The organism is Microvirga massiliensis (assembly GCF_001006805.1).
Lineage (GTDB): Bacteria > Pseudomonadota > Alphaproteobacteria > Rhizobiales > Beijerinckiaceae > Microvirga > Microvirga massiliensis.
The window spans coordinates 531,311-549,947 of record NZ_LN811353.1 but is presented as its reverse complement, the minus strand read 5'-3'; the positions used below and the strand labels follow the sequence as shown (position 1 = coordinate 549,947).

At 64.3% G+C, this 18,637-nt stretch carries 18 protein-coding genes; 8 read left to right on the top strand and 10 right to left on the bottom strand.

Going from position 1 to position 18,637, the window contains the following annotated elements; translation table 11 throughout:
• Positions 1–151: 151 nt before the first annotated feature.
• The 4 genes from BN1233_RS15100 to BN1233_RS15085 all read left to right on the top strand — a co-directional run bounded on the left by BN1233_RS15100 (position 152) and on the right by BN1233_RS15085 (position 3,939).
• On the top strand, positions 152–688 hold the full coding sequence (locus BN1233_RS15100; protein WP_046864366.1) for a GNAT family N-acetyltransferase: 537 nt from the start codon (positions 152–154) through the stop codon (positions 686–688).
• 103 nt (positions 689–791) lie between these two features.
• Entirely contained in the window at positions 792–1,964 is a 1,173-nt protein-coding gene (locus BN1233_RS15095; RefSeq protein WP_046864365.1) for an acyl-CoA dehydrogenase family protein, read from the top strand.
• Positions 1,964–3,097, top strand: a complete 1,134-nt coding sequence (locus BN1233_RS15090; protein ID WP_046864364.1) for a CaiB/BaiF CoA transferase family protein — start codon at positions 1,964–1,966, stop codon at positions 3,095–3,097. The genes BN1233_RS15095 and BN1233_RS15090 overlap by 1 nt, the downstream gene beginning before the upstream one ends.
• Complete coding sequence (locus tag BN1233_RS15085) at positions 3,094–3,939, top strand: HTD2 family dehydratase (protein ID WP_046864363.1); 846 nt, start codon at positions 3,094–3,096, stop codon at positions 3,937–3,939. The genes BN1233_RS15090 and BN1233_RS15085 overlap by 4 nt, the downstream gene beginning before the upstream one ends.
• 28 nt (positions 3,940–3,967) lie before the next feature.
• Here BN1233_RS15085 and BN1233_RS15080 read toward each other — a convergent pair whose 3' ends face one another.
• From BN1233_RS15080 to BN1233_RS15070, 3 genes are read right to left on the bottom strand one after another with little or no spacing between them, the layout of a single operon-like run.
• Positions 3,968–4,882, bottom strand: coding sequence for a LysR family transcriptional regulator (locus BN1233_RS15080; protein WP_046864362.1), 915 nt, complete (start codon positions 4,880–4,882; stop codon positions 3,968–3,970).
• Positions 4,883–4,923: 41 nt separating this feature from the next.
• On the bottom strand, positions 4,924–6,579 hold the full coding sequence (locus BN1233_RS15075) for an acyl-CoA dehydrogenase family protein (RefSeq protein WP_046864361.1): 1,656 nt from the start codon (positions 6,577–6,579) through the stop codon (positions 4,924–4,926).
• 5 nt (positions 6,580–6,584) lie between these two features.
• Positions 6,585–8,108, bottom strand: a complete 1,524-nt coding sequence (locus BN1233_RS15070) for a 4-hydroxyphenylacetate 3-hydroxylase family protein (RefSeq protein WP_046864360.1) — start codon at positions 8,106–8,108, stop codon at positions 6,585–6,587.
• Positions 8,109–8,188: 80 nt separating this feature from the next.
• Here BN1233_RS15070 and BN1233_RS15065 point away from each other — a divergent pair, with 80 nt between their 5' ends.
• The 3 genes from BN1233_RS15065 to BN1233_RS15055 all read left to right on the top strand — a co-directional run bounded on the left by BN1233_RS15065 (position 8,189) and on the right by BN1233_RS15055 (position 10,014).
• Positions 8,189–8,827 carry a TetR/AcrR family transcriptional regulator gene (locus tag BN1233_RS15065; RefSeq protein ID WP_046864359.1) on the top strand — a complete coding sequence of 213 codons (639 nt, stop codon included), beginning with the start codon at positions 8,189–8,191 and terminating at the stop codon, positions 8,825–8,827.
• A complete protein-coding gene (locus tag BN1233_RS15060) occupies positions 8,814–9,344 on the top strand; it encodes an isochorismatase family protein (protein ID WP_046864358.1) in 531 nt (176 codons plus the stop codon). The genes BN1233_RS15065 and BN1233_RS15060 overlap by 14 nt, the downstream gene beginning before the upstream one ends.
• Positions 9,345–9,540: 196 nt before the next feature.
• Positions 9,541–10,014, top strand: coding sequence for a YbaK/EbsC family protein (locus BN1233_RS15055; protein ID WP_046864357.1), 474 nt, complete (start codon positions 9,541–9,543; stop codon positions 10,012–10,014).
• Between the two features lie 131 nt (positions 10,015–10,145).
• Here the strand turns inward: BN1233_RS15055 and BN1233_RS15050 are convergent, their stop codons facing one another.
• Positions 10,146–10,535, bottom strand: a complete 390-nt coding sequence (locus BN1233_RS15050; RefSeq protein WP_046864356.1) for a septal ring lytic transglycosylase RlpA family protein — start codon at positions 10,533–10,535, stop codon at positions 10,146–10,148.
• Between the two features lie 520 nt (positions 10,536–11,055).
• Between BN1233_RS15050 and BN1233_RS15045 the strand changes: the two genes are divergently transcribed.
• Complete coding sequence (locus tag BN1233_RS15045) at positions 11,056–12,009, top strand: pseudouridine-5'-phosphate glycosidase (RefSeq protein WP_046864355.1); 954 nt, start codon at positions 11,056–11,058, stop codon at positions 12,007–12,009.
• Here BN1233_RS15045 and BN1233_RS15040 read toward each other — a convergent pair.
• The 6 genes from BN1233_RS15040 to BN1233_RS15015 all read right to left on the bottom strand — a co-directional run bounded on the left by BN1233_RS15040 (position 12,004) and on the right by BN1233_RS15015 (position 18,482).
• Positions 12,004–13,230: an adenylate/guanylate cyclase domain-containing protein gene (locus tag BN1233_RS15040; protein ID WP_046864354.1), complete on the bottom strand. Its 1,227-nt coding sequence runs from the start codon at positions 13,228–13,230 to the stop codon at positions 12,004–12,006. The genes BN1233_RS15045 and BN1233_RS15040 overlap by 6 nt on opposite strands.
• A 169-nt stretch (positions 13,231–13,399) precedes the next feature.
• Positions 13,400–13,912, bottom strand: coding sequence for a hypothetical protein (locus tag BN1233_RS15035; protein WP_046864353.1), 513 nt, complete (start codon positions 13,910–13,912; stop codon positions 13,400–13,402).
• Complete coding sequence (locus BN1233_RS15030) at positions 13,909–14,742, bottom strand: DUF3100 domain-containing protein (protein WP_046864352.1); 834 nt, start codon at positions 14,740–14,742, stop codon at positions 13,909–13,911. The genes BN1233_RS15035 and BN1233_RS15030 overlap by 4 nt, the downstream gene beginning before the upstream one ends.
• 225 nt (positions 14,743–14,967) lie before the next feature.
• On the bottom strand, positions 14,968–16,512 hold the full coding sequence (locus tag BN1233_RS15025; protein ID WP_046864351.1) for an aldehyde dehydrogenase family protein: 1,545 nt from the start codon (positions 16,510–16,512) through the stop codon (positions 14,968–14,970).
• A gap of 1 nt (position 16,513) precedes the next feature.
• Positions 16,514–17,425, bottom strand: coding sequence for an NAD(P)-dependent oxidoreductase (locus BN1233_RS15020; RefSeq protein WP_046864350.1), 912 nt, complete (start codon positions 17,423–17,425; stop codon positions 16,514–16,516).
• A gap of 130 nt (positions 17,426–17,555) precedes the next feature.
• Positions 17,556–18,482, bottom strand: a complete 927-nt coding sequence (locus tag BN1233_RS15015; protein ID WP_046864349.1) for a LysR family transcriptional regulator — start codon at positions 18,480–18,482, stop codon at positions 17,556–17,558.
• Positions 18,483–18,637: the final 155 nt, after the last annotated feature.

Here is an 18,637-nt window from a genome sequence, read left to right as displayed (position 1 = left end):
GGCTGGCAGCGAGGAGGCTTGGGACTGCCCCTGATTTAGCCAATTGGCTGGTTTTGCAATGGCCTGGGCTGCTCCTGGGAATGGAGCCTCTATCGGCTCCGTGAGGATCTGCCATAACGGATTCGCGGTAGTGAGGGTTAAGGACCTCTCGATGAGCGAGCACGTTGCGATCTGCGTTCTGTCCCCGCGTGAAGCCAAGGAGCGGATCGGTGCTCTGTCTGCGGTCCTGATCGACTGCGTCGAAGGAGGCGCCTCGGTCGGCTTCATGGCACCCCTGTCACAAGAACGGGCGAATTCGTTTTGGAAGGGTGTGGCCGAGAGCGTCGCGGCGAGCGAGCGCATTCTGCTGGCTGCGCAGGATAGTCCCGACGGGCAGATCGTCGGAACCGTGCAGGTCGTGCTCCGGCAACCCGAGAACCAGCCTCATCGGGCCGATATCGCCAAGATGCTGGTCCATCGCCGCGTCCGGAACCGCGGCGTTGGCGCCGCCCTGATGCGGGCTGCCGAAGAGGCCGCTCGCGCAGCCGGCAAGACCGTGCTCGTGCTCGACACGGTTACCGGCAGCAATGCGGAGCGCCTCTACACGCGCCTCGGCTGGCAGAAATCCGGTGTCATCCCGAACTACGCGCTCTGGCCGCAGGGCGGTTTCTGCGACACGACCATCTTCTACAAGCAGATCGGACAGTGAGCCTCGAAATCCTGCTTGTATTGAAATGATCCGGTCGTCGAGCCGAACCAAATGGATAGTACGGCCGCTTCAGCCCGTTCCATACAGGTCCGAGGAATCGACAATGAGTGCAATCGACAGCAATGCGACGCAAGACTATGCGGAAATCCGTGAGGAGGTGCGAAAGCTCTGCGCCGAGTTCTCGAACGAATATTGGCGCAAGCTCGATCGTGAGAGCGCTTACCCGGCCGAGTTCGTCAAAGCACTGAGCAATGCCGGCTACTTGGCCGCTCTCATTCCCGAACAATACGGCGGTTCAGGACTGCCGCTTTCGGCGGCCGCCGCCATCCTGGAGGAAATCCAGCGCGCGGGCTGCAATGGCGCTGCCTGTCATGCGCAGATGTACATCATGGGCGCCCTCCTCCGCCACGGCAGCGAAGACCAGAAGCAGAAATACTTGCCGAGAATTGCGACCGGCGAGCTTCGCCTGCAGGCTTTCGGTGTAACAGAGCCGACGAGCGGCACGGATACGACCTCGATCAAGACATTCGCGGAGAAACGCGGCGACCGCTACATCGTCAATGGCCAGAAGGTGTGGACCTCTCGTGCCGAGTATTCGGATCTGATGCTGCTCCTCGCCCGAACCACGCCCAAGGACCAGGTGGTGAAGCGCACCGACGGCATCTCGGTCTTCATCCTCGATATGCAGGGGGCAAAGAAGAAGGGCCTTACCATCCGCCCCATCCGCGCGATGATGAACCACTCCACGACGGAAGTCTTTTTCGACAATGTCGAAGTCCCGGCGGAGAATCTCATCGGTGAAGAGGGAAAGGGCTTCCGCTACGTGCTCTCGGGAATGAATGCCGAGCGAATCCTGATTGCCGCGGAATGCATCGGCGATGCCAAGTGGTTCATCGAGAAGGCGAGCACCTATGCCAAGGAGCGCATCGTGTTCGGCCGCCCCATCGGACAGAACCAGGGTGTCCAGTTCCCGATCGCGAAAGCCTATGCGCAGATGCGCGCAGCCGAACTGATGGTGCATCGGGCCGCCCATCTGTTCGAGAACGGCAAGGATTGCGGAGCCGAGGCCAACATGGCGAAAATGCTCGCCGCCGATGCTTCCTGGGCCGCTGCCGAAGCTTGCGTCCAGACCCATGGCGGCTACGCCTTCGCCGAGGAATACGACGTCGAGCGCAAGTTCCGCGAGACCCGGCTCTATCAGGTCGCCCCGATCTCCACGAACCTGATCCTGTCTTATTTGGCTGAGCACGTGCTCGGAATGCCGAGGTCCTACTGATGCGAACCGCAGCCCGCCTTCCCCTCGAAGGCGTCGTCGTGATTGCGATCGAACAGGCGGTCGCGGCCCCGTTCTGCTCCTCCCGGCTCGCCGATGCCGGCGCTCGGGTCATCAAGGTCGAGCGTCCGGAGGGCGATTTCGCGCGCGGCTACGATGATGTGGTGGCCGGCCAGAGCAGCTATTTCGTCTGGCTGAACCGAGGCAAGGAGTCGGTCGTCCTCGATCTCACAAAGGAATCCGACAAGGCGAACCTGGAGACCCTCATCGCCGGAGCCGATGTGATGATCCAGAACCTGAAGCCGGGTGCGCTGGCGCGACTCGGCTTCGCCATCGAACGGCTCCGGTCGGATTATCCGCGCCTCGTCACGTGCTCGATCAGCGGCTACGGCGAGAGCGGGCCTTTTGCCGACCGCAAGGCCTATGACCTCCTGATCCAGGCCGAGTCGGGTCTCTCGTCCATCACAGGCGGAGCGGAGGCGCCGGCCCGGGTGGGAGTCTCGCTCGTGGACATCGCAACAGGCGCGACGGCGTATTCCGCCATTCTCGAAGCGCTGATCGGCCGGGCCGTGACCGGGTTCGGGGCCGATATTCAGGTCTCGATGTTCGATGTGATGGCGGACTGGCTCGCCGTTCCATTGCTCCATCAGGAGGCTGGCAAACCGCCACAGCGCATCGGGCTCGCGCATCCTTCGATCGCGCCCTACGGCGTATTCTCGACCCGCGACGGGCGGGATATCCTGATCTCCATCCAGAGTGATCGGGAATGGGCAAAGTTCTGTGCCGTGTTCCTGAAGCAGCCGGATGCTGCAAGGGACCAGCGATTCGCCACCAACGTGGCTCGCGTCGCAAATCGCACCGAGACTGACGCGCTGGTCGCGGCCGCGTTCTCTGCGCTCGGACATGCCGAGGCCGTGAGTTTGCTGGCGGAGGCCGACACCGCCTTCGCGTCCGTGAACGACATGGCGGCGCTCTCGGCTCATCCGCACCTGCGCCGCATCCATGTCGAGACACCGTCCGGCACGGCCGCAATTCCGGCGCCAGCACCCATCGTCTCCGGAGAGCCTCGCAGCTACAGGCCAGTGCCGGCGCTCGGCGAGCATGCTGATCTTCCTAACCCGGAGGCCGCCCAATGACCGAGTCTCTCGACATCAACCACCTCCGGTCCTGGATCGGACGCGAGGACGAGGCCAGCGAAGTCGTCACCCCCGATCTCGTACGAAAGTTCCGGGCCACGCTCGATCTGCCCGGCGGAGATCCCGCGCCCGGAGAACCCGCACCGCGCCTCATCCACTTCTGCCTCACCCAGCCAGCGGTGCCGCAGGCCGAACTCGGACCGGACGGCCATCCGGCCCGTGGTGGTTTCCTGCTGCCCGTTCCCCTGCCGCGCCGCATGTGGGCGGGCGGCGAACTCAGCTTCCGGCAGAACATCCGCATCGGAGACATGGTCCGGCGCGTCTCCCGCATTGCCGACGTCGTCCTGAAGGAAGGCAGGACGGGACCGCTTTGCTTCGTCACGGTCGAGCACCGGATCGAAGCCAATGGCGCCCTCGCTCTCGAGGAGCGCCAGGACATCGTCTATCGCGGCACCGAGACGGGTGGGGTCGCCAAGCCGCCGGCACCGGCGGAAACGGGCACGCACCGGCGCGAGATCGAGATCTCCGCGCCACTCCTGTTCCGCTACTCCGCGCTGACCTTCAACGGACACCGCATCCATTACGACCGCCGCTATGCCGTGGAGATCGAGGGCTATCCCGGCCTCGTCGTGCATGGTCCGCTGCAGGCGACCCTGCTCCTGAACTTCGCCGGCGTGATCCGCGGCGCGCCACCGTCGCGCTTTGCGTTCCGCAGCCTGTCCCCACTCTTCGACGACGATCCGGTCCGGCTCCATGCCAGCGAGGACGGTGAAAAACTGAAGCTCTGGACGGCCCGCGAGAACGGTCCCGTCGCGATGATCGCGGAGGCCCGCTGGTCGTGACGAGAAGCCCCGAGCATTCGTGATCGGTTCACGTCAGCATCAGCGTCCGCCACCACTCGCCCTTGAACCGGCCCTGCAGGAATCCGATGAAGGCCAGGACCTTCGAGGGCACGAGCTTTGGTGATGGGAAGACCGCATGGATCTCCTGCTCCTGAAGGCCGCAATCCGGCATGATCTGCGTGACGATGCCTGATTGCAGGGCTCGCGCGGCAACGTATTGCGGCAGGATCGCGATCCCGAGGCCGCCGCTCGCGGCGGCAAGAATCGTCGACAGGTTGTTGGATCGCAGCCGCCCCCTGACCGGGACCGAGTGCCGTTCACCGTCCGGCGAGCGAATATGCCAGACATCATCGCCCTGCACGCTGCTGTAGATGAGGCAATCCCGTGCTGCGAGCTCTGCCGGGTGATCCGGCACCTCGTGCGCTGCGAGATAATCCGGCGAGGCGACCATAACCCAGGGGTTCGTGCCAATATAGCGCCCGCCGAGCGATGAATCCGCAAGCCGGCCCATGCGGAGTGCGACGTCCACCCCTTGCGCGACGAGATCGACATAGGTGTCCTCGCAACTGAGATCGATCCGAAGCGCCGGATTGGCTTTGACGAACTCGATCAGAAGCGGCGCAAGGACGCGCCGGCCGAAGGCCACGGAGGTGCTGACGCGGAGAACGCCTTCAAGTCTTTCATTGCGCCGCCCGATGAGATTATCGGCCTCTTCGAGCTCGCGCAGGATCGTCTTGCACTTCTGGTAATAGAGCGCGCCTAGTTCCGTGAGGCTAACGCCCCGCGTGTTGCGGTTGAGGAGCCGGGCGCCGAGCGTGCCCTCCATCGCGGCCACGTGCTTCGTGACGGTCGGCTGGCTGACATTCAGATCACGCGCGGCTTTCGAGAAGCTGCCCGTCTCCACGACTCGTGCGAAGATCTGAATGCCCGTGAACCTGTCCATCTGTACGACCGTGCGAACCCACCTGTGCGTCCGCCCGTTCCCTACACCAGATTCGGCACCGCGCGACGCGCCATCGTGTCCACCGCAAGCCCGTGTGGCAAATCTCCGAAGTGACCGGCCCAGGGCCCTGCCAGACGCGCCTTGATGAAGGCCCCGGCAACGGGATCCGGTGCGTGGCGCAACAGCAGGCCGGCCGAGAGAGCGAGCGCCAGACGCTCGACGAGGCGTCTCGCCTGGCCCTCGTGTCGACCGAGATCCGTCAGCTCCGCATCGAGCACATCCACAAAGCGATCATAGTCCCGATCCGCGCCTCGTGCCTGCCGGAGTTCGTCGAGCAGGGCCGGCACGCAGCCCGGCTCGCGCGCCATGGAGCGAAGAACATCCAGGCAGATGACGTTTCCGGTTCCTTCCCAGATGCCGTTCAGCGGCGCCTCGCGATAGAGGCGCGCCATCAGGTGGTCTTCAATGAAGCCGTTGCCGCCATGGCATTCGAGCGCCTCGACGACCACGGCGGGGGCTCGCTTGCAGATCCAATATTTCGCGATCGGCGCGCCGATGCGGCCGAGAAGGCGCTCGGATTCGCTCTGCCGCTCGCGGTCGAGCGCCGCCACGAAGCGGAAGGACAGCCAGGTAGCAGCCTCCACTTCGAGCGCTAGATCCGCGACCACGTTCGCCATAATGGGCTGATCGATCAGCGCGCGCTGGAAGGCGCGCCGATGCGCGACGTGATGCGCCGACTGCGCAACCGCCTGGCGCATGAGGCCGGCCGAGCCGACCGCGAAGTCGAGCCGGGTGTAGTGGTTCATCTCGAGACCCGTGCGGATCCCGCGTCCGGGCTCGCCGATCAGATGGGCAATGGCGCCTCGAAACTCCACTTCCGAGGATGCATTCGAACGGTTGCCGCACTTGTCCTTCAAGCGCTGAATCTGGATACGATTGCGCGATCCGTCCGGCAGCCAGCCGGCAGCGACGAAGCAGGATACGCCGGTCTCGGTGCGAGCCAGCGTCAGAAAAACATCGGAGTGCGGGACCGAAAAGAACCACTTGTGCCCGACGAGAGACCAGGTCCCATCCGCGTTCGGGGTCGCATATGTCTGTGTCTGTCGCAGGTCCGAACCGCCCTGCTTTTCCGTCATCGCCATCCCGACCGTGGCGCCGGTCTTATCAGAGGCGCGGATCTGCCGGCGGTCGTACCGGTTCGAGAGAATCCTCTCACCCCACTCGGCCCAGCGCTCCGAGTCGCGGCGCAGGATCGGGATCGCCGAATAGGTCATGCCGATCGGGCAGCAGATGCCGTTCTCGCCCTGGTTCCAGAGATACGAGAGAGCAGCGCGCGCGACCTGTGCGCCCGATCTCTCCTGCGTCCAAGCGAGGGAATGCGTCTCCTGGCCAATCGCGAGTCCTATGAGTTCGTGCCAGGCCGGATGGAAATCGATCCGATCCGCGCGATTTCCGAAGCGATCGTGGGTGCGCAATTCGGGGCCGACGCGATTGGCCTGCCGCGCCAGTTCCTGGACATGCGCGGAACCGACCGTTCGACCCGCCTCGCTCAGCTTTGCGCTGGCCCAGCCGGCGTCGAAAACGTCGACGACGCGCCGAAGCGTCTCGTCAGTGCGAAAGGCATCGTAGTCGCAGAGCGGCGGCGGCTGGTTCAGGACCTCATGGGTCGAATAGCCGTAATCATCGAGCGCGTTCATGGGGTTCACTCCGCGGCTTCCGGGACGCTCGGAACCTCGCAGCCGGTCGCGCAGCAGCGACCAGGCTGTTTCGAAACGCGGCGTCCGTCGGCCACGACACCGCGGTCCAGGAGCCGCTCGACGAGATCGACCTTCTCCATCACGGGATAGTTGCGCCAGATCTCGCGCTTCATCGCCTCCGGAGAGCCGCCGCCATGAAGCGAGATGGTCGAATACCAGCCGCCCTGATGCGAAGCGGTGAGGTCTTCCATCAGACGCGCGACCTCCATGCGTTGCGCGGCGGGAATATCTGCGCGCCCCGCCAGCACCGCCGCGAGGGATCCGGCCGTTTCGGGATTGTGGTCCTCGTCCGGTCCCGGCAACGCCACGACAAGCCCGCCCGACACATAGCTCGCGAGGCGATGCATGTCGTAGATCTGCGTCGCGAGAAGCAGCTTGCCGATATTCGAGAAGACGGTATCCGGCATGACCGAGCCTGCCTGATCCTTGATGCAATAGACCGATGCCGCGACCCCGCAGGCGAAGAATCCCTCGACGATCTTGATGAGATCGACCATCGCATCGCGGATATGTCCGTGACGGTCCGGGTCGAGGCCGTTGGCCTCGACCATCAATGCGCCGGCGCCGATCAGGAGATCGCCGAAACCCGCTCGTGCGCCGATGCAGGAATGCCGATGGTGCGTGGCGTAGGACGTCGTGAGATAGCCTCCCTCCTCGTGTTCCCCGGCCAGGAAGACCCGTTCCCACGGCACGAAGACGTCGTCGAACATCACGACGCCGACCGATTGTCCGTATTTCGCGGAAAATTTCGCGGCCGCCTCTCCGGGTCGGCCTGCGGGCTTCGCGATGATCGTCACGCCGGGCGCGTCGACCGGCACCGCGCAGCACACCGCGAACTCCGAATCCTCTGCGGTCATCGTCCGGCACGGCATGACGAGAAACTCGTGCATATAGGGCGCGCCGGTGACGATCGCCTTGGTGCCGCGAATGACGATCCCGTCCGGCCTGCGTTCCTTGATGTGAACGTAGACGTCGGGATTGGCCTGTGCACCGGGCCGCCTGGAGCGATCGCCCTTGGCGTCCGTCATCGCGACGCCGAGGGTCAGATCCTTGTCCTGCACCTCGTGCATGTAGGCGATGAAGCGCTGGTGGTACTCGGTTCCGTGCGCATCGTCCGCCCTCTTCGTGGCCTGGAAGATTCCGTTGAATGCGTCGTGCGTGAGATAGCGCTGGGCGCAGCCCGATTCCTGGCAGACGAGGCGAACGGCTTCGAGCTTGTAGAGAAGATCCGTCGAGGTCTCGTCGATGTGCAGCATGCGGTTGACGATCTTCCCCGAGGTGCCCTGACGCGCGGTCATCAAAGCTTCATGCCTGGGCTCGCGGGCAAAGTCGTAGGTTACGCCCACGCCAGCGATTCCAGGCGCGAGGAGCGGCTCGTCGGCGACGCTCTCGACCCGCCGGCCGTTCACGAAGACGCGGGGCGAATAGCTTCGCAGCGACTCACGGTAGTCGGCGGCCGACATCAGCATGACGAATTCCTCCCTGAGTTGTCCATATTTTTGAACACTGTTAGAATTTCAGTCAAGCAACTCGCAACGGAGCCGCAGGCATGGAGCGCCGCCAGGGCCGCCGAGAGGCGGTCAGCCACCTGAAACGGAGCCTCATTCTCGATGCGGCGCGGCGGGTTTTCGAGAGCGACGGCCTCGAAGGCGCATCCCTGCGGGCGATTGCGGCCGAGGCCGGCTACACCCCGGCGGCGCTGTATTTCCACTTCGAGTCGAAGGAGGCGATCTACGCCGAGCTCCTGGCAGCCTCGCTGGCGTCCTTGCAGGAGGCCGTTTCTGCAGCAGTCGCAGCAACGACATTGCCGACCAGACGGCTGCGAGCGGCGACGCTCGCCTTCTTCGATTTCTATGCGCAGAATCCCCGCGATCTCGACCTCGGCTTCTACCTGTTCCGCGGCGGCATGAGGCCGCACGGCCTCGGCCGCGAGCACGACGAACGCCTGAACGCGGCCCTGTTCGCGACGCTGCAGCCGATCGGCGAGGCCGCGGAGGCGCTCGGCGCCGACCACCGCATGAGTCGGCTCGCCATCGCGGACATTTTCGCGCATGCGAGCGGGCTGCTATTGCTCGCCCATACGCGACGTATCCGGATCTTCGCGGCCTCCGCACGCGAGCTCATGGAACACCACGTCGACAGGCTCGTCGCGGAACTCGAGAAGGGAGAGACCTATGCGAACGATTGATCGAGCGACGTCCGCTCTCCTCGTCGTCGATTTCCAGGCGCGGCTGATGCCGGCGATCCACGAGGCCGATGCCGCCGTCGAGAATACCAAACGCCTCTTGCAGGCCGCTGCGCTCCTCGACATCCCGGTCCTGTTCACGGAGCAGAACGCGAAAGGCCTCGGCGCAACCGTGCCCGGGCTGGCCGAGGGTCACGCGGTCTCTCACAAGATGTTCTTCGATGCCTGTCGGGAGCCTGGCTTCGTCCTGTCGCTGCCCGACAAGCCGTCCATCGTCGTCGCGGGCTGCGAGGCGCATGTCTGCGTGCTCCAGACGGTGCTCGGCCTGCTCGACCTCGGACGAAAGGTCTATCTCGTGCGCGATGCCCTCGGCGCACGCCGCCCTGAAAGCAAGGAGACGGCGATCCGTCGGATGGAAGGCCATGGGGCCGAGATCGTGACGACCGAGATGGTCGTATTCGAATGGCTCGCGACGGCCGATCACCCGCGCTTCCGGGAGGCGATCGCATTGGTCAAGTGAGAGTCGGGGGCTGATTTCGCAGCCTTGCGCGATCGGGAATCGTGGCTCCTTGGGCTTTGCCGGAGCAATCGGCCATGCATCATTGCATTGGCAGGCTTTCCCTCACGACCCTTTCCCTGGCGCCGATGCATCGTCTATCAGCGGCCACGGGCATTCGCCCCGTTCTCCCGGCCACGATCTCAGGAACCACCAGGATATGAGCCTCGAATCCGTTCGCGCCTTTTTCGCCGAGCATGCTCCCGACGTCGAAGTCCTCGTCACCGAAGCGAGCTCAGCGACCGTCGCCCTGGCGGCTGCGGCCCACGGGGTCGAGCCCGGGCAGATCGCCAAGACACTCTCCTTGCGCGTCGGCGACCGGACGATCCTCGTCGTCACGCGCGGCGACGCCCGGCTCGACAATCGCAAGATCAAGGCAGTGTTCGGCGGCAAGGCGTCGATGCTGGGCCCCGAGGAGGTGCAGGCCCTCACGGGGCACCCGGTCGGTGGCGTCTGCCCGTTCGGGCTCGCAAACCCGCTGCCGATCTATTGCGACATTTCCCTGAGGGCCTTCGACGAGGTCGTTCCGGCCGCCGGATCCACCCATGCCGCCGTCCGCATCGCCCCGATGCGCATCGCCGAGCTCACGAAGGCGGACTGGGTGGATGTCTGCCAGCCTCCAGCCGTCGACTGACGGCGGCTGGCCCGAGCGGCGCTTGGAGGTCCGCGCTGCTCAGGCCAGGGCAGGCCAGCCTGAAGGCTGAACCCGCATCTCCAGGGCGCTGGCCCGTCTGCCAGGAGCTTCGGCGACGACTCGCCGCGTGATCAGAGCACCGAAAGCTCGACCATTCCCACACCCGAGATCCCCAGCGCCTCGGCCGAAGCGCGGGAGAGATCGATCACACGCCCCTTGGCATAGGGGCCACGGTCGTTGATGCGCACGACCACGGAATCGCCGGTACGCTTGTTCACCACCCGCACCCGACTGCCGAATGGAAGCGTGCGGTGGGCTGCGGTCATCGCATTGGTATCGAACCGCTCGCCGCTGGCCGTGCGGCGCCCATGGAAACCAGGCCCGTACCAGGACGCCTGTCCCTCCTGAACTTTCGATCCCTGCTCGCTGGCCGGCTTGGCGTCGGCGGCCGAAGCGGAGGCATACGGAGCGAAAGAGGCACAAAGTCCCACAATCGCAAGTATGAACTTGCGTTGATTCATAGCGCATTCCCTTGTGTCTTTTTGGATGCGCGCAAAATCTAAATAGATGAGGCGAGAATATGACCGCGCGAAATTTCTGTCCGAGCGGCGATGTTCTTCAACTTACCTCGAAAAATAGCCTGAACGGATGTTCAGGTTCGCGACCTGATCGCAATAACCCGACAACAAGTCATCACAATACTTATCATATACTCGAGACTTGGCGAGTGCTTGCGCCGTTCTGCCAATATCTCGAATAGAATGATGTGACCGAGTATTCGCGTTAATCGGGAGGCAAGATGGCAACAGGACGAAGGAGATGCCGAGGGAGCGCAGCGCTGCCGTGCTTGCGGGGTTGGCGCGGTCACCCTCACCCGCCACCCTTCGGGCATCGACCTCTCCCGTCGAGAAGGAGGTAAGGTGCGAGCCTCCGCCGCTTCGCCTCTCGCCTAACGGAAGAGGTCGCGCGCGACAGCGCGCGGCTGAGGAGGAAACGTTACGCTCCAAGGATTCACGCATCTGACGAGAAGCGAAAAGCACAATGCCCGACGATCACGCGAAAGCTCTTCTCGACATTCATCCCGCTGTCGAAGCCGCATTGCAGCAGAACAAACCTATCGTGGCGCTCGAATCGACCATCATCACTCATGGAATGCCCTTTCCTCAGAATGTCGAAACCGCGCGGCAGGTCGAAGCGATCGTGCGTGAGAACGGCGCAATGCCGGCGACGGTCGCAGTGATCGGCGGGCGGATCAAAATCGGATTGCAGGCTAGCGAGCTCGAATGGCTTGGAACTGCAAAGGATGTGCTGAAGCTCAGTCGTGCGGATCTGGCCTTCGCGGTTTCGACACGCCGACATGGCGCGACGACGGTTGCAGCGACGATGATCTGCGCGCATCTCGCCGGGATCCGCATCTTCGCAACGGGCGGGATCGGCGGCGTGCATCGCGGCGTCGAACACAGCATGGACATCTCCGCCGATCTCGACGAGCTCGCGCGAACTCCGGTTGCGGTGGTCTGCGCCGGAGCGAAGGCGATCCTCGATCTGCCGCGAACGCTCGAATATCTCGAGACGCGGGGCGTGCCCGTGATCGGCTACCGGACAGACCGGTTTCCGGCCTTCTGGAGCGCGACGAGCGAGTTGCCCGTGCCGATCCGCCTCGACACTCCGGACGCGATCGCAGACCTCATCCACACGAAGGAAGCCCTCGCGCTCACGGGCGGCCTTCTCGTCGCCAATCCGGTCCCGAGCCTGGACGAGATCCCATCGGCCGAGATGGCGCGTTTCATCGAAAATGCCGTCGAGAAAGCGGACAGGCGAGGCATCATCGGCAAGGCAGTGACGCCGTTCCTGCTGTCATACCTTGTCGAGAAGACCGGCGGACGCAGCCTGAGGACGAACATCGCCCTCGTGAAGAATAATGCGGCCTTGGCGGCGCAGGTCGCAGTCTCGCTTAGGCGCGGCACTGCGGACGTGCCGCAAACCCGCTCATGACCTTCCATTCTCCTCGTCGAGGTCCAGGGTGAACAGCTCCTGCGACCGCGCCACTCCTTTCAAGGCGTAGCGGCCGACCGAGACCAGCCCAGCGCGATCGTCATCCCGCGCCGCGGACCTGAAGGCCGAGGACACGAGGACGTCCTTCTCGACGGACCGGCATAGGGCCACGATGCGGCTGACCTCGTTGACGGCCGGCCCGACGACGGTGAAGTCGAGGCGGTTCCGGCTGCCGATATTTCCATAGAAGACCTCGCCGATATGGAGTCCGAGATAGGTCTCCGTGAGCGGCAGTCCTCGTCCTGCACGATGCAGGTTGAGCGCGCCGATCCGGGAACGCAGCAGGCGCACTGCGCCGAGGGCGCATTGGCAGGCCCGGGCCGGCTCGTCGGCCTTGAAGATCGCCAGCGTCCCGTCGCCGATCAGTTTCAGGACATCGCCCCCGCCATCGTGAACCGACGAGATGATTGCCTCCGCATAATCATTCAGGAACGGAATGATCTCGCCAGGGGCCGCCGTTTCGGTGATGCGCGTGAAGCCGCGCAGATCGCTGTACCAGAGCACGGCGCTGATGCGGTCGGTCACGCCACGCTCGATGCGGCCGCTCAGCACGCGCTGTCCGGCATCGCGGCCGAGATAGGTCTCGACGAGCGTTTCGGCGATCCGGGCGAGCGAGGCGCATTTCATGGCCAATGCGAAGGTCGGAACGAGCTCGCAGAGCGTGGAGATCTGATTTTCCGTGAATCCGCCGGGTGCATCGGTCGCCCAGGACGAATGGACACAATCCATCTCGCCGATCACGCCTTGCGCAGCGAAACGGTGAATCAGGACGAGGAAGTCCGTCTGGCCGAGCGCCTGCAATTCCTCGAGAACTGGAAAATCGACGGGCTGCCCTGGCGCGATCCGGCGCCGCAGCATCGCCTCGCCGGTCTGGACGAGATGGTAGAACGGACTGCGGCGCCAGTTCTCTGCTGCGGCACCCTCATGAGTTCTGCCGTATTCAACGACGGAATTCGCCTCGTCCTCGTCGCGCCGCCACCGGAACACGCGCCCCTCATGCACGGGGTGCAGCGTGTCGATGAGGACGTTCGCGCGGGATACCGGCAACCCATCAGCATTCAGCCGCGTACAGAACTCCCGCAGCAGATCGAGTTCGGACGCGCCGGCGAGACCGGCCTCGGTGATCGATTTCAGAATGCCCGTCGCATGCGCAGCGTCCATGGAGTGATCCTCCCGGCATCGCGGATGGATTGCACTACCACAGACTAACGCGGAAGGCTGCTGCCTAGAACCTTGGCCTCTCGCCCACGAAAAAGGCCGCTGAGGTCAGCGGCCCAAGGTCGAGAGGATACACGCGAGGGGCATCCGCCATCAGTACATGCCCTCCGACTTACCCGAAGAGCCGAAGCGTGATGTCGGCGATCACCACGGAACCTATATAGGTCCCAAACATCACGCAGATCGCCACGATGACAATTTTCCAGCCCGACGTGCGAGCGATATGAAACTCGTTCTGCGTCAGCGCGAGCCCGCCATAGGCGAGCGCAGGCGTGGCCAGAGCCAGGAAGTTCAGCTTGTTGACCTGCTCGACGATATAAGCGGATCCCGGCACTCCGGGGATCGTCAGGAGGATAGCCACGAGCGAGATCCAGGCGACGCTCGGGAGATAGAACGGTGCGAACCGCGCTAGGACAAGTCCCACAATCGACATCGCGTAGAGGAGGGCCATGCCCGGCAGAGCGGCCACCGGATCGACGTTGGTGGCGACCCAGTTGCTCACGAGCCCGATCGCGCAGGCAATCAGCAGGAGCAAGGCATGATGAGCGACATCGACCCGACGCTCGTCTTCCGCATTGAACGTGTCCGCCGGTGCCGACGCGTCGTTGTAGGTCTTGGTTGTCATGACCGCGCCTCCCGAGGAGTCCTGGATGTCTCTTCACCGCGGCTGATCCGGTACAGCCATTCCGTCAGCGGCAGCGCAACGAAGACGCCGGCATAGAGGCCGGTCGCATAGGTAAGGATGTTGCTCGCTGCGGCGAGCGCCAGGATTGTGTCCTTATGCTCGGCCGCCACAGTGACGAGGCCGCCCGTACAGGCCGCCAGCATGCTGCCGGAGCCCACGCCGCAGGACATGGCGAGCGACCTGATATCGAAGATTCCAAGACTATGGATGAGGGGCGGCATGATCGCGAAGACAAAGGTACCGATGATCGTCCCGGTCGCATAAACGCCCATCGCGCCGGCGCCTTCCGGGCTGTTGAGCCCGTATTTGTCGGCGATCAGAGCCAGATTCGGCTCGCGATCGATGGAATAGGTCGCACCGATTGCTTCCCGACCCATCTTCAGGACGAAGACCGCGATCGGGAAGGCTACGAGAATGGTCCCGAGATTGCCGATCTCCTGGAGCACGAGAGCGGGGCCGGTCTCGATCACCTTCTGGATCTGTGGCCCGACGGTCGTCCCAAACTTGGCGATGAACGGCATTATCGCGACTGCGATCATCGTGCCGGCGACCTTGGTGGCGTTGCCGGACAGGACGCGCCTTGTGCCTTTCAGGATGTTGGGATTGAGGATGATCCCCATCGCGAAGGCATACAGGATCGGCAGCAGGATGACGGCCGCGATGCCAATGGGGACACGAATGAGCCCGATCCATTCGGCGACCACCACGATCCCCAGCACGAAGAGGTGCAATGCCACCCCTCCATATCTGTCCAGGCCGGTCTGCGTCATTCGATCGTTCCCTCTGGTTGATGCGGAATGCCCATCGATCTCAGGTCATCCCTGATTTTCGGAGCTATCGAGACGGGATGGCAAAAGGGTAGTCGCGTTATGCGCAACGATACGTTGCCGGCTCGGCAACGCTGCCCTCGCGCCGCCCGTCTGCCATCGACGCCCCGATAAGGCAACCCGGTTCAGATCTCACCCTCGGAGCAGATCCTCGGCCCGTTGCCGCACCTACTCGGCCGGGTGATAGCCGAACACGACGGGCGGATTTTCGGCCGTCTCGACCCAGACACTCTTCGTCTGGGTGTAGGCCATGAGCGCCTCCTTGCCGCTGGACCGGCCGTAGCCGCTCTGGCCGAAGCCCCCGAACGGGGACATGACGGTGATCGTCTTGTAGCTGTTGATCCAGAACGTACCGGCTCGCACCTGGGCGGCCACCCGGTGGGCCCGCCCGACATTCTCGGTCCAGACTGCCCCGGCGAGGCCATACGGGGTGCCGTTCGCAATCGCGATCGCCTCGGCCTCGTCCTCGAAGGGCGTGACGGCGAGCACGGGCCCGAAGACCTCCTCCCTGGCGATCTCCATGGCCGGATCGACCCGATCGAGGATGGTCGGCGCATAGTAGAACCCGCCCGTCGCCTCGAGCGCGGCCGGCCTGCAGCCGCCTATCGCGAGCCGGGCTCCATCCGAGACGCCCTGCCAGACCATCTCGTCGATCTTCGTCCATTGCTGCCGGTTGTGGATCGGCCCGATCTGGGTCCGATCGTCCAGCGGGGATCCCACGGGAATCCTCTCGGAGGCCCGCGCGAGCTTCTCGACGAACTCGCCATGCACGGACTGTTGCACGAGGAGCCGCGATCCCGCGACGCAGCTCTGCCCGGCCCCGGCGAAGATCGCCGCCTGGGCCCCGACCACGGCCCGGTCGAGATCGCCATCCGCAAAGACGATGTTGCCGGACTTGCCCCCGAGCTCGAGGATGCACGGCACGACTTTGCGCGCCGCAGTCGCCGCAATCGCGGAGCCGGCGGCTGCCGATCCGACGAACACGACCAGTCGGGTCGCGGGATGCGCGACCGCATATTGCCCGGACGTGCGCCCGACGCCCGCGATGACGTTCACGAGCCCCTCGGGAACGCCCGCGCGCTCGCACAGGGCTCCGAGAACGAGAGAGGTCAGCGGCGTGAGCTCCGACGGCTTGAGAACCACGGCATTGCCGGCGCAGATCGCAGGCGCGATCTGCCATCCCGCCGTGAACAGAGGTGCATTCCAGGGCGTGATCTGGACCACGACGCCGTAGGGTTCGCGGCGCGTGTAGTTGAAGTGCGACGTCGGCACCGGGATAACTTCGCCGTGGAGCTTGTCGCACCAGCCGGCATAGTACTCGAACATCTCGGCCACCTTGCCGACGAGCCCGCGCGTGTCACGGATCGGCTGGCCCGCGGAACGGGTCTCGAGTTCGGCAATGGCCGGGGCATGCTCGCGCAGAAGGCGACCGATCTCCCACATGATCCGACCACGGGCCGAGGGCGTCATGGCGAGCCAGCGCGCCTGCGCCTGCTGCGCGACGTCCATGGCCGCGTCGATCACGGCTGGTCCGGCATCGGCATAAGTCAGGAACACTTGGCCGGTAGCCGGATCGACGAGCTCGACGGTTTCGCCGGTTCCCGGAAGCACCCTGCCGCCAACGAAGCTTCCGATATCCTTCGAAGGCAGCAGAGATTGAAGCAACTCCTGCACGCGCGCGCTGCCGTCGATGTCGATGCGGGGGGCGTTCATATCAGGCAACCTTCTTGCTGGAGGGGTCCCGGTCGGACGTGACCGCACCCATGCGGGTGAAATCGTCCGTGTCGGAGAGCTGCCGGGGTCCGGAGTTCCATTGCTGAGACACTGCCTCGGCGATCGGAAGCTCGACGCCGACCCTCTCGGCCAGCTCCTGGGCGAGCCGCACGTCCTTGCGCATCAGCCCCACCGAGAAGCCGCTGTCGAAGCGGTCCGACATGATCCATTTCGGGAAGTGAATTTCGCTGAGCGCGGAACGCCCTGTGGCGGCGTTCACGACGCGCAGCGCGGCATCCGGATCGACACCGGCCGCCGCCGCGAGGCGCAAGCCCTCACTCGTCGTGAGCATGTGAGCGGCGACCAACATATTGTTGACGAGCTTCGCCACGTTGCCAGCGCCGGCCGGACCGACATGCAGGATCTTGGATGCGATGGCTTCGATCGCCGGACGCGCCAGGGCGACGTCCTCCTCGCTGCCGCCGATCATCATCGTCAGGTTGCCCGAGCCGGCGCCGGCAGGGCCGCCGCTGACGGGCGCGTCCAGGAAGCCGTGGCCCACAGAGGCAAGCTCTGTAGCGAGCCGGCGGCTGACATCCGGCTCCGACGTCGACGTGTCGATCACGATCACCCGAGACGCCCGGCTCCGCTCCAGGAGTCCGCCCGGAGCCTTCACGACAGCCTCGACCTCACGGGCGGAGGGAAGCGAGAAGAGAACGAAGTTCGCCTTAGTGAAGATCTCTCCGACCTCGGGCAGGATCTCAATGCCGGTCGCCATCGCAGCGGAGCCGCGCGCCTCCGACACGTCGTAGCCGATGGCCCGAAAGCCCTTGCCGACAAGAGTCTGCGCCATCGGCAGCCCCATGCTTCCGAGGCCGACGACCCCGACCGTTTCGCGAACCTGCCTGGTCATTGAACGTCCCTTCGTGATCCTCTCGGCCCTTGTTCGGGCGATCTGGCGTCAAGGGACAGTCGGGAAACGAGGGGCTGCCGACAAGACGAAAGGGAAGAACGAGGTGTTGCTGCACCCGCAACGCAGGCGGTCAATAGGGATGTCTGACTCTGAAAGCGACCATTTCGGCGGCGAGATGACTGACGAGTTGCTCGACCGAGACGGGCAGCCGTCGACGCGCCCGAATGATGAGGTGAGCGCTGGCTTCCGCGAGCAGGGTATCTGTGAGCTCGACGATTCCGACGGCACCGCGCGCCAGCTCGGTCGCGACGGAGAAGCGCGGCAGGTAGGTGATGCCGAGCCCAGCACCGACGAACTCACGAAGGAGATCGATAGAGGTCGTTTCGAGGACCGGCGCGAGGGCAAGCCCGCAATCCGTTGCCACGCGGCCGACGAGCTGACGTACGCCGTGGCCTTCGGAGAGCAAGGCGTAAGAGTGTTTCAAGGTCTCAGCCAGACTGACGCTCGAATGTTCGAGCAGCGGATGACCCGGTGGGGCAACGACCCCAAGGGGCTGCCGCGCGATCGCAATCGACCGGATACCGGTGTCGATGACCGGGTTATAGACCAACCCGATATCCGCATCGCCGATCGAGACCGCCTCGAGGACGCCGTCGGTTCCGGCAAGCCCGATCATGAAGCGAATTCTGGGATAGATCTGCGCGAAGGTCCTCAATCCGTTCGCAACCATGTCCGCGACAAATCCCTCGCCGCAGCAGATGCGGACGAGGCCCTGTCTTACACCTTTGAGATGGTCGAGCTGTTCGCGCAGGAGTTCCTCGTCTTCGAGCATGCGCTTCGCGTGCTCGGACAGGAGTTGCCCCGCCTCCGTGAGGATCACGCCTCTCGCGGTCCGTTCAAAGATCGGCAGGCCGAGGCGATGCTCGATATCCGCGATCTGCCGGCTGACCGCCGAGGGAGCGATGTTGATGTAATCCGCAGCGGCACGGATCGATCCGGTGCGGACGACCGCGAGGAAATGGCGAAGCGCTCGTGAGTCCAGTGCGTCGAAGGACATGGGCGTGAGATCAGCATCGAGAGAGATTCACGGCGAGCCCGATCTACTAAATCACTCGCGTCCGCTTCGCCGCATTACGCCAAACTGTTTGGGTGCTTTTACAATTCGGCGCAGCCACCCTCACCCGCGCACTGCGTGCGCGACCTCTCCCACAA